Annotated in this window: 8 protein-coding genes; 5 read left to right on the top strand and 3 right to left on the bottom strand. The window is 31.6% G+C overall.

The window, feature by feature from the left end:
• Positions 1 to 9: 9 nt before the first annotated feature.
• The gene (locus KA468_RS06870) at positions 10 to 1,071 is read right to left on the bottom strand and encodes an anhydro-N-acetylmuramic acid kinase (RefSeq protein WP_291242198.1); all 1,062 of its coding nucleotides are present in this window, start codon (positions 1,069 to 1,071) and stop codon (positions 10 to 12) included.
• Between the two features lie 96 nt (positions 1,072 to 1,167).
• On the opposite strand from KA468_RS06870, the gene KA468_RS06875 reads away from it, so the two are divergent.
• Positions 1,168 to 2,307, top strand: a complete 1,140-nt coding sequence (locus KA468_RS06875) for an acyl-CoA dehydrogenase (RefSeq protein ID WP_291242199.1) — start codon at positions 1,168 to 1,170, stop codon at positions 2,305 to 2,307.
• A gap of 51 nt (positions 2,308 to 2,358) precedes the next feature.
• Here the strand turns inward: KA468_RS06875 and murF are convergent, their stop codons facing one another.
• Both murF and gldJ read right to left on the bottom strand, forming a co-directional pair.
• Entirely contained in the window at positions 2,359 to 3,642 is a 1,284-nt protein-coding gene (murF, locus tag KA468_RS06880) for a UDP-N-acetylmuramoyl-tripeptide--D-alanyl-D-alanine ligase (protein ID WP_291242200.1), read from the bottom strand.
• A gap of 62 nt (positions 3,643 to 3,704) precedes the next feature.
• Positions 3,705 to 5,417, bottom strand: a complete 1,713-nt coding sequence (gene gldJ / locus KA468_RS06885; RefSeq protein ID WP_291242201.1) for a gliding motility lipoprotein GldJ — start codon at positions 5,415 to 5,417, stop codon at positions 3,705 to 3,707.
• A 155-nt stretch (positions 5,418 to 5,572) separates the two neighbouring features.
• On the opposite strand from gldJ, the gene porU reads away from it, so the two are divergent.
• From porU to KA468_RS06905, 4 genes are all read left to right on the top strand, one after another.
• The gene (gene porU, locus KA468_RS06890; protein ID WP_366933131.1) at positions 5,573 to 9,475 is read left to right on the top strand and encodes a type IX secretion system sortase PorU; all 3,903 of its coding nucleotides are present in this window, start codon (positions 5,573 to 5,575) and stop codon (positions 9,473 to 9,475) included.
• Positions 9,476 to 9,566: 91 nt separating this feature from the next.
• A complete protein-coding gene (gene porV, locus KA468_RS06895) occupies positions 9,567 to 10,739 on the top strand; it encodes a type IX secretion system outer membrane channel protein PorV (protein ID WP_291242202.1) in 1,173 nt (390 codons plus the stop codon).
• A gap of 90 nt (positions 10,740 to 10,829) precedes the next feature.
• Positions 10,830 to 11,312, top strand: a complete 483-nt coding sequence (locus KA468_RS06900) for a cytidine deaminase (protein ID WP_291242203.1) — start codon at positions 10,830 to 10,832, stop codon at positions 11,310 to 11,312.
• 122 nt (positions 11,313 to 11,434) lie between these two features.
• A partial coding sequence (locus KA468_RS06905) for a thiamine pyrophosphate-dependent enzyme (protein WP_291242204.1) occupies positions 11,435 to 11,784 on the top strand: 350 nt, incomplete at its 3' end.

Genomic DNA, 11,784 nt, shown 5'->3' on the forward strand with positions numbered 1-11,784 from the left:
AATTATTAGTTAAAATACTTCGCCTGAGCTATGATTTTGTTTAGCACCTGTTACACTTGCTAAAACGTTAATTTCATTTCTTAATTTTAGCACGCCAAGTAATGCAAAAATTAAAGCTTCTTTATATTGTATGGTTTTTTCATCAGGAATAATTACTTCAATAGCGGGTAAATATTTTTTTATTCTTTCGATTAAATATTCATTGTAAACACCACCGCCAGAAATTAATAGTTTTCCAGTTTTTGTCTTTAATATTTCACCAATTTGAAAGGCAATATGCTCTGTAAATGTACGCATTTTGTCTTCTACTGTAATAGGATAATTATTTAAAATAGGTAAAATTATTTCTTGTACAAATTCAAACCCTAATGATTTTGGATACGATTTATGATAAAATTCTAATTTATTCAATTCATCAAACAATTCTATGTTTATATTTCCAGATTCCGAAATTTTACCTTTATCGTCATATTCTAATCCGAACGTATTCGCATAAAAATTTAAAACGGTATTCACAGGTGAAATGTCAAAAGCAATTCGTTCGTTATTTTCTTCAAAAGAAATATTTGAAAAGCCACCTAAATTTAAGCAATAATCGAATTCAGAAAATAAAATTTCATCACCAATTGGTACTAAAGGCGCGCCTTGTCCACCAAAAAGTACATCTTGTACTCTAAAATTACAAACCACTTTTTGATTTGTAATTTTTGCGATTTCTGGTAAATTACCAATCTGTAGGGTAAAGCCTTTTTGTGGTTGATGTAAAATAGTATGTCCGTGAGAACAAACCGCATCAAGATTTGAAATGTTGTTTTTGGCTATGAATTCAGAAATGATATTTCCTAACAAATTCGTGTATTCAATATTTAACTCTGAAAGCTCAATGCTACTTAAATGAATTCCATTTTTTAGTTTTGAAATCATTTCATTAGAATACGAAAATGTATCACATTCAAATATTTTGTAGGACCATTTCCCATCATTTATTTCAAAATTAATATGTGCCAAATCCACTCCATCTAATGAAGTGCCTGACATTACGCCGATAACGTTATAGTTGTGCTTAAACATGGGTTAAAAATACAATTTCTTATTGAAAATTTCATATTATTTACCTACATTTGGTGCAAATTTTTATGAAATATTCAAATAACCTATAGTAAAATAATGGATTTTAAATTAAACGAAGAGCAATTAATGATTCAACAAGCGGCGAAAGATTTTGCTGTTACAGAATTATTACCTGGTGTTATTGAGAGAGATGAACATTCTAAATTTCCGACTGAGCAAGTTAAGAAAATGGCTGAACTTGGTTTTATGGGAATGATGGTTGATCCTAAATATGGTGGTGCAGGTTTAGATAGTGTTTCCTATGTGTTAGCTATGGAAGAAATTGCTAAAATTGATGCCTCTGCAGCAGTTATTATGTCTGTAAACAACTCATTAGTTTGTGCTGGTTTAGAAAAATATGGTTCAGAAGAACAAAAAATTAAATACCTAACACCTTTAGCTAAAGGTGATGTAATTGGCGCATTCTGTTTGTCTGAGCCGGAAGCAGGTTCAGATGCGACTTCGCAAAAAACGACTGCAATTGATATGGGTGACCATTATTTATTAAATGGTACCAAAAATTGGATTACAAACGGAGGAACGGCTTCTGTTTATTTAGTTATTGCTCAAACAGACGTTTCAAAAGGACATAAAGGAATTAATGTTTTAATTGTAGAAAAAGGAATGCCTGGTTTTGAAGTAGGTCCGAAAGAAAAGAAAATGGGTATTCGTGGTTCGGATACGCATACATTATTATTTAATGATGTAAAAGTTCCAAAAGAAAATAGAATTGGTGAAGACGGTTTTGGTTTTGCTTTTGCCATGTCAACTTTAAATGGTGGAAGAATCGGAATAGCTTCTCAAGCATTAGGAATCGCTCAAGGTGCTTATGAATTAGCGTTGAAATATTCTCAAGAGCGAGTGGCATTTAAAAAACCAATTTTTCAACATCAAGCCATTGCTTTCAAATTAGCTGATATGCATGTGAAAATTACATGTGCAAGATTGTTAATTCATAAGGCAGCAGCTGAAAAAGATTTAGGTGAAGATATTGCGCATTCAGGTGCAATGGCTAAATTATATGCCTCTGAAATTGCTTTAGAAGTAGCTAATGAAGCGGTACAAATTCATGGTGGTAATGGTTATGTTAGTGAATATCACGTAGAACGTATGATGCGTGATTCTAAAATTACCCAAATTTATGAAGGTACTTCAGAGATTCAAAGAATTGTAATTTCAAGAGGTTTGGTATCGTAGTTTTCAAAATAGAAATATAAAAAAAAGGCAGCCAGTTGGTTGCCTTTTTTATTATAGTAATTCTAAAGTTCTTTCTAAACTCATGCCTCGTGAACCTTTTATAAGTAAGAAACTGTTTTCTGCTTTTAGATTTGTAAATGCGGCTTTAAATGTTTCAAAGGTATAGTAAAAATGCATGTTTGAATTTGAGTTTTTATGAGCAAAAAAATCTTTTCCAATAAAATAAAAATTACTACCTGTTTGATTTATACAAAAGTCAATTAGTTTTTTGTGTTCCTCGGAACTTTCTATGCCTAACTCAAACATATCTCCCAAAATAGCGATTTTATTTTTCTCATTTAATTGAAAAAAATTGGTTAACGCTGCAACCATACTACTCGGGTTTGCATTGTAAGCATCCAATATTATCTTGTTTGAATTTTTTTCTATTAATTGAGAACGATTATTATTTGGAATGTAGTTTTCTATACCAAATTTTATTTTTTCATTTGATACGCCGAAATGTTTACCAATAGTTATGGCTGCATTAATGTTATTCGCATTATATAAGCCTATTAAATGCGATTGAATAATAGTGTTATCAAACTCAATTTTTACCATTGGATTGGTTTCTATCTTAGAAATGGAAACGAAATTTTCTGGAGTATTTAAACCAAAAGCAATGCTACTGATGTTTTTCGTTTTATCATTTTGAATGGCATCATCAGTGTTTACAAATGCTGTTTTTTGGTTCGAAAAAAGAAATTCGTACAATTCGCTTTTGCCTTTAATTACACCTTCTGTTCCGCCGAATCCTTCTAAATGGGCTTTTCCGAAATTAGTGATATATCCAAAATCGGGTTGGCAAATACCGCATAGCATTTCAATTTCTTTTTGATGGTTGGCACCCATTTCTACAATACCTATTTCTGTATTAGTATCAAAAGACAAAAGTGTTAATGGAACGCCAATATGATTGTTTAAATTTCCAATGGTTGCTTTGGTATTGTATTTTTGAGAAAGTACAGCGTGAATCAGTTCTTTGGTAGTAGTTTTTCCGTTACTTCCGGTTAATCCAATTATGGTAATATTAAGTTGATTTCTATGGTAATTGGCTAATTGTTGTAACGTAACTAATGCATTTTCTACTAAAATAAATCGTTCGTCAATTTTATATTCTGCTTCATCAATTATTGCAAACTTGGCACCGTTTTCTAATGCACTTAAAGCAAATTTATTTCCATTAAAATTGTCGCCTTTAAGGGCTACAAACATATTGTTTGCGTTGATTTTTCTATTGTCAGTTGCAATACCGGTTGATTGCAAAAAGTAGTTGTAAATTGTTGCTATTTCCATACTGCTAAAATAAAAAAAAGCCCTTTAAAAATAAAGGGCTTTTGTATATTATTTAAGAAATATTATTTCTTAACGTTTCCTCTTGGTGTTTTCTTGTTAGATTTTGGTCCAACTTTAGACATTGCACATCTAAATCCAATATAGTCTGTTGCCATATCTTGTGGGAAATATCTTCTTGAAGCTGGGTCTAACCAATAAGCTCTATCTCTCCAAGAACCTCCTTTGTAAACTCTTACATTGTCGTCTACTAATGTTGTTCTGTTGTCAGATTTGTCATATTGTCTTAATTGATTACCTGCACTATCTGCTGAAATTTTATGTAATGGAGATTTGTACATTCTTTGGTTTGGATCTTCTTTTTTAGTAGCTTCTTCGTCAGTTGATCCAAAATCGAAGTATTTTGATGATTGTCTGTCTCCATCTCTATAATTTCTGTTATCAGAAGTAGAGAAGTTTTGTCTTAAATACGTTTCGTTTTCATCAACTGGTACTTGAGCGATTGAACCAGGGAAATTTCTAGCAATTACTTTACCTGTGCTTAATGTGTCATATTTAATGTTATCACTAGTAACCATTTCTACAGTTCCGTCATCACCAATTTTATTTTTGGTATAAACGTTACCTCTGAAGTAGTTGAAATCGTTTGCTTCATCATCAACAATTGGTCTGTAAACGTCTTGTACCCATTCAGCTACGTTACCTGCCATATCATATAAACCAAAATCATTTGGAGGGTAAAATTTAACAATTTGTGTAATATCTGCGCCGTCATCAGACCATCCAGCAATTCCGCCGTAATCTCCTTTACCTTGTTTGAAGTTAGCCAATTGATCACCTCTTAATTGTCTTTTACCAGAACGTGTGTATTGACCTTTCCAAGGATATTTCTTTTGACCTTTATAGATGTTGTATTCTCTGTTACCTACTAAAGCTAATGCAGCATATTCCCATTCTGCTTCAGTTGGAAGTCTATATTCTGGCAAAATAATACCTGAACTTCTTTGTGCATATACATTTTTAGCTTCAGTTGCTGTAGCAGCTCCTTTTTTACTAGGACCTTTTTGACCCATTTGTTTTTTCAATACAATATCTTCTTTACCACCAAATGTTTTTGAAGGTGAATTGATGTATGATTCAGTATCAAAGTTTGAGTCTGCAGTTACTTCTGTACTGATTTTGTTACCTTTTTTAAGATAACCTTCTTTTTCAAGAATATTTTCGTTTACACGGTTGGTTCTCCATTCGCAAAACTCAGTAGCTTGAATCCAATTCACTCCAACTACTGGGTAGTTAGCATAAGCAGGGTGTCTTAAGTAGTTGTTTGTCATCGTCTCGTTATAACCTAAACGATTTCTCCATACTAAAGTATCTGGAATTACTCCGTTATAAATATGTTTGTAATTGTCTTCTGTTGGAGGATATACTGATTTTACCCAATATAAGTATTCTGCATACATCATATTTGTAACTTCCGTTTCATCCATGTAAAAAGACTGAACGTGTTGCTTTGTTGGACTATTGTTCCAATCATGCATTACGTCATCTTCTACTTTACCCATAGTGAATGTTCCACCTTCAATTGAGGTCATTCCAGGAGGAGTTTCTTGCTTTTTAAATTTAGTATTGTATTGGAAACCACCTTTTTTATCGTTGATTTGCCATCCAGTTGCGCTAGAACCACCTTTCGTGCTTCCGCTCTTGCTACAGCTGGTAAAACCTATTGCTACAGTCAACGCTAGTAACAATTTTAAAGTCATAATTTTAGTAACTTTCATACTTTTGTAGGTAATAATTTAAGTGCCGCAAGATAGTAATAAACCATTAATATGCAACAAAAAAATAAAAAAAATTAAACAATAATTTTACTTGATATAATATGAAACGAAAAAACGTGTTAAATATTGTATAAAGTTATTTAAAAACTTATTATTTGCAATATTTTAGTTTATTTTGCGTTATTATGGGAATGAAAAAGAAATATTTACTATTATTACTCGCTTCTTTTTTGAGTTTTGCTCAAAACACGAAAGACTTTTCACTAGTTTGGAATACTGAAAAACCCTTTGTAGTAGATAATGCAAAGTATAATATACCACAATTTCAATCTGAAAATTTTGAATTTCACATTTCAAAAAGAGCAATTACCTATGTGAATAATTTTAAAGTTCCAGGATTAGTTTCTGAAGGTGCTGCCTCAATTGAAAACATGGTTTATGAAACTATAGATATTTCTAAATTAACTGGTTTGGACATCTCCAATATTTCCTCGAAGATTGATTTTAAATCGTTTTCTTCTTATGCAAGAGATGACGCATATCTTTCTTTTACTTTTAATCCAATAATTAAAGATATTTCCGGATATAAAATTGTAAAATCATTTACTTTAAATTATTCGATTTCTAATTCTAATAGGTCGTCTCAAAGTACCAATTCTGTTCAAAACTCAGTTTTAGCAACGGGGTCTTGGCATAGATTTTATGTTGAAAAATCTGGAGTTTATTTAGTAAGCAAAAGTTTTCTTCAAAGTATTGGAGTAAATGTTGCTGTTGATCCAAGAACTATTAAAATATATGGCAATGGCGGTAGAATGTTACCTTTACTAAACAGTACTGCTTATCCGATTGATTTAGAAGAAAACGCCGTTCAATTTATAGGTGAAGAAGACGGTGTTTTTAATGAAAATGATTATATTTTGTTTTATGCAGAAGGCGTCGATACTTGGAACGAAGAAAGTTTAACGCATGTAAATCAATTTGCAGATAGATCGTATTATTATGTTTCTACTTCTGGCTCAGCTGGAAAAAGAATCCAACCTTATATTGAGCCAGTTGGTTCGGCAAACTTACTTCTTTCAAATTACGATGGATATCAATTTCACGAAGTAGACCTTTTTAATGCTGGAAAAATAGGTAGAAGATGGTTTGGTGAAAAATTTGATTTAGATGATAATCAGACTTTTCCATTCGTATTACCAAATTATACTTCCGGTTCACCTGTAAATTTATCTGCAAATTTTGCAGCAGTTTCATTTGTGTCCACTTCATTTAAAGTTAAAGCTAATGCTGTAGATATTGGAACAGTTCCAATAAACGCAGCAACAGGTTCCACATTAGGTTTTGAAAATATTCTAAGTACCACTTTTGTTCCTACTTCTAATGCCGTAACTATTGATTTATCCTATGTAAATAATGGAGTGCCTTCTTCAAAAGGATATTTAGATTACATCATTTTAAAATATAATGCCGAGTTAAAAGGTTTTGGCAAACAGTTTTTATTTTCAAATAATTTAGTTAAAACAAATATTGGAGTTGGACAATTTGCTATATCTAATGCTTCAAATATTAAATATGTATGGGATGTAACAGATATATATAATGTAAAAAAATTAGATAATACCCAAAATAGCATCACATTTAAATTGGCTTTAGGTCAAGCTAAAAAGTTTGTTGCAGTTGATGTCGCCGATTTTTACATTCCTTTAAAAGAGTCCAATACCAATGTGTCTAATCAAAATTTAAAAGGGACTATTTTCAAAAATAACCAAGGTGTTTTTCAAGATATTGATTACTTAATTGTAACTCCGTCTAATTTAGTAGCACAAGCTGAAACTTTGGCTAATTTCCATAGAAATAATTCAAATATGAATGTTAAAGTAGTCTCGCTACCTTTAATATACAACGAATTTGGTGGCGGAAAACAAGATGTTGCTGCTATTAGAAATTTCGTAAAATATGTATATGATAATGCTTCAAATACAGCTAATAAAGTAAAATATTTAAATTTATTTGGCGATGCATCTTACGATTTTAAAGATAGAATCAGAAACAATACTAATTTAGTGCCTGTTTTTCATGGCTTTGAAGTGTCTCAATCTTTAAATCCGGATAATAGTAGTAATTTCTCATTAATTTCAACTTTTATGTCCGATGATTTCTTTACGCTTATGGATAATAATGAAGGAAACATGCAATCTTCAGCTGATTTAATGGATTTGGCTGTTGGTAGAATGCTGGTTTCATCAAACTCACAAGCTTCAGAAATGGTAAACAAAGTAATTGAGTACCATGATGAAAAATCGTACAAAAGATGGCGCAATAATTTAGTGTATTACGCAGACGATCCGGATCCGTATTTATCTGGAGATCATAGGTTACAAAAAGATTTGAATGAATTAGCAGATGAGGTTTCAGTAGCCAACCCGTTTTTTAACACTAATAAAATTTTTACAGACGCTTATGTGCAAGAAGTAAGTGCGGGTGGTCCAAGGTATCCTCAAGCAAAAAAAGCATTTATTGATGCTATTGAATTAGGTGCATTGGTGTTAAATTATTACGGACATGGAAATGAAGAGAGTTTTGCTGTAGAACGTATTTTTGAAAAGTCTGACGCACAAGCATTGGGAAACAGATTTAAATATCCTTTATTTATTACGATTACTTGTGAATTTACTCGCTTTGATGACCCAAATCGTCCTACCGGTGGAGAATATATGTATTGGAACAAAGCTGGAGGCGCCATTTCAATGTTAGCTACAACCAGACAAATTAATCAGTCAACAGGAATTCTATTAAACAAAAAAATCTATAATAATTTGTTTATTATGGAAGATAATGCCTATTTGTCAATTGCCGAAGTCTTACGTCGTGCCAAAATGGCTATTCCTGCTGATTCAAATAAAAGAGTTGTTTTTTATATTGGCGATCCCGCTTTAAAATTAGCAATTCCAAGGCCAAAAGTAGTTTTAACCAAAGTAAATGGTGAAAATATAAATACGACAACGCTTTCTTTACAAGCCTTGTCTTTGGCTACATTAACTGGTGAGGTCTTAGACGAAAACAATGCCTTAATAGCCAATTATAACGGAGATTTAGCTGTACAAGTTTATGATAAAAATTTAAACAGATTAACATTAGATAATGACAATGCATCTTTACCACCTTATAATCAACCTAAACTAAATTTTGTGAGTTTAGGAGAAGTTATTTACAGAGGAAATGCTTCAGTAGTTAACGGAAAGTTTGAATTTAGTTTTATCGTACCACAAGATGTTCAAATTCCAATAGGAAATGGTAGAGTGAGTTTTTACGCAAAAAGTAATTCGCCAACTTTGCAAAATCAAACAGGATATAACACGCAAATTAAAGTAGGTGGTGTAAACACGTCAGCTCCTTCTGATACCACGCCACCAAAGTTAAAATTGTATATGAACGATACGAATTTTGTGACTGGTGGGATTACAAATGAATCACCAATTTTCCTGGCTTTTCTTGAAGATGAAAACGGAATAAACACAGCAAGCGGAATTGGGCACGATATTGTGGCTATTTTGGATAATGATGAAAACAATCCGTATAATTTAAATGATTATTACGAAACAGAAAACAATAACTATAAAAAAGGAAAAGTTACCTATCCGTTCAGAGATTTAGCACCAGGTTTACATACTATTTTGTTTAAAGCTTGGGATGTATATAATAATTTAATTACCGCTGAAATTCAGTTTGTAGTTATTGGTGATGGTGATTTAGAATTACAACATGTTTTAAATTATCCCAATCCATTTGTAAGTTACACTGAATTTTGGTTTAGTCATAATCGACCATTTGAACCATTAGATGTACAAGTTCAGATTTTAACCATAACGGGTAAATTGGTAAAAACAATTAATCAAACCGTTGTAAATGAAGGGTTTACTTCCAGAGATATAAAATGGGATGGGAAAGATGATTTTGGAGATAAAATAGGAAAAGGAGTTTATGTATATAAAGTAACTGTAAAATCAGCAATAACAGGTAAAAAAACAGAAAAAATAGAAAAACTTGTAATCCTATAAAAAAAATGTATATTTGTCAATTCACTATAAAAACAAGCATATTGAAATAAAACTACATCTGAAATAAACAACTATTAACCAAATCAAACAGATGAAAAATCTATTTAAATTTTTATCAATCCTTATGATTGCTCAGTATGCTAATGCACAAGATAGAGTAATTACTACAGGAGTTCCTTTTTTATTAATTGCCGCTGATGCGCGTTCTGCTGGTATGGCAGATATGGGCGTAGCAACTTCTGCTGATGCCTATTCACAACAATTTAACCCATCAAAATATGCGTTTTCAAAGCAAAAACAAGGGTTTTCAATGAGTTATACTCCTTATTTAACCAGTATTGCAAATGATATTTCTTTAGGGCAAATAACTTATTTTAATAGATTTAATGACCGTATGGCTTTTTCAGGAAGTTTACGTTATTTTGGTTTTGGTGATATTGAATTAAGAGAGACTGGTGACCCAAATGAAGTGCCGGTAATCACAAGTCCAAATGAATTCGCAATTGATGGTTCGTATTCATTAAAACTTAGTCCAGAGTTTGCGATGGGAGTTTCTGGTCGTTATATTCGCTCTAACCTAAAAATTGCTAATGCAACAACTGATGCTAGACCAGCAACTACATTTGCGGTCGATGTTTCAGGAATTTATCAGTCGGAAGAAGAAGTGTTTGATAATTTTAATGGAAGATGGCGAGCAGGTTTTAATTTTCAAAATTTAGGTCCAAAATTATCATATGATAATGATTTATTAAATGAAAACTTTATTCCAGCGAACATGCGATTGGGAGGAAGTTTTGATTTTATTTTAGATGATTATAATAAAGTAAGTTTAATAGGTGAAACTACAAAATTATTAGTACCAACACCTCAAACGGTTACCGATTTAAATAACGATGGAGTGATTGATGCTACTGATAAATCAATTAATAATCAAAATTATAGAAATATAAGTTGGACAAGCGGTATATTTAAATCTTTTGGAGATGCGCCTGATGGTTTTTCGGAAGAGTTAAAAGAATTTACTTGGGCGTTAGGAGCAGAGTATTGGTATCAAGATTCGTTTGCTTTAAGAACAGGTTATTTTAATGAAAGTGTAGAAAAAGGAGCAAGAAAATACCTAACATTAGGAGCAGGTTTTAAATATAATATTGTTAAAATAGATGTTTCTTATTTGTTCTCAGCATCAAAAGTTAGAAACCCACTTGAAAACACCTTACGATTTTCTTTATCATTTAATTTTGGAGACGAATACGATGATAACTAATAGAATATATAATTAATTTAAATCCAAATTCAATCTTTTTTGAATTTGGATTTTTTTTCCAAAATAAGTAAAATTTTTAAAAAGTCACTTATGCAAGAAATACGAATAGAAACTAAAATATCTGTTTTTGAGTCATTTGATGAATTATCAGATTCGGAAAAAGAATATATGAATAAAGCTATTGAAATTAGAAAAAAAGCGTACGCGCCCTATTCGAAATTTTTAGTAGGTGCCGCAATTGTTTTAGATAATGGAGTGGTATTACAAGGCTCAAATCAAGAAAACGCTGCCTATCCATCAGGTTTGTGTGCAGAACGCGTAGTTATTTTTTATGCTGGTGCAAATTATCCTGAAAATAAAATTGTAAAAATGTTTATTTCGGCAGCACCATCAGACCGCGAAGCTACAAGTCCAATTCCTCCGTGCGGTTCTTGTCGCCAATCCATTTCAGAATATGAAGTGAAACAAGATTTGCCTATCGAAATTTATTATATGGGATCAATTGGACCAATACATAAATCAGATTCTTTGAAAAACTTATTGCCTTTTATGTTTGATAAAGCGAATCTATAACGATTTCGTTAGTAAAAAATAAAATAAATTGATTATTTTCTTAATTTAAACAGCAATAAATTTTTAGAATAAATTACGTTGTAGTATTTTTGTGGTTCGTAAAAAAATAAATAGTTACATATATGAAACCAATTACAAAAGAAGTATATCTAAAATGGTATGAAGACATGCAGTTTTGGAGAAAGTTTGAAGACAAATTAGCAGCCTTATATATACAACAAAAAGTAAGAGGATTTCTTCATTTATATAATGGACAAGAAGCCGTTTTAGCAGGTGCATTACACGCTATGGAATTAGGTGGAAAAGATAAAATGATTACCGCTTATAGAAATCACGTACAGCCAATTGGTATGGGTGTAGATCCAAGAGCCGTAATGGCAGAATTATTAGGAAAAGTTACCGGAACTTCAAAAGGTATGGGTGGTTCTATGCATATTTTTTCTAAAGAACACGGTTTTTATGGTGGTCATGG

The organism is Flavobacterium sp., assembly GCF_017985075.1.
GTDB lineage: Bacteria > Bacteroidota > Bacteroidia > Flavobacteriales > Flavobacteriaceae > Flavobacterium.